1 protein-coding gene is annotated in these 267 nt (G+C 39.3%); it reads left to right on the top strand.

Annotated elements, in window-relative coordinates; genetic code table 11:
• Window positions 1-211: hypothetical protein (locus R0J92_RS23475; RefSeq protein ID WP_411053449.1), on the top strand; the 211-nt coding region annotated here is incomplete at its 5' end.
• Window positions 212-267 lie beyond the last annotated feature (56 nt).

The following is a 267-nucleotide window of genomic DNA, read 5'->3' as shown; positions in this document are numbered from 1 at the left end:
ATTTGCAGCAGGAAAATCCGCACTGGAAATGGACATTCCGGTTTTTGTATTAAGTCCAACTGTAATGCAGAATCCACCGACTGGAAATGAAGCACTGATTAAACTTGGCGGCATAGGGTTTCAAGACGGAAAAGAAGTGCTTGACCACTTGCAAGACGTGACGACTTTAAAAAAAAATCAAAAGCACGTCCAAATGAGAATGTTCGGGTGACAAATAAGAAAAAGAAAAAATAACGCCAGCTAACAAAGTATAAAAAAACATAGGGC

This window comes from Tritonibacter sp. SIMBA_163, assembly GCF_046535935.1.
Lineage (GTDB): Bacteria > Pseudomonadota > Alphaproteobacteria > Rhodobacterales > Rhodobacteraceae > Epibacterium > Epibacterium scottomollicae.
The sequence above is the reverse complement of the archived record's forward strand: the minus strand, read 5'-3'. Positions and strand labels throughout refer to the sequence as shown.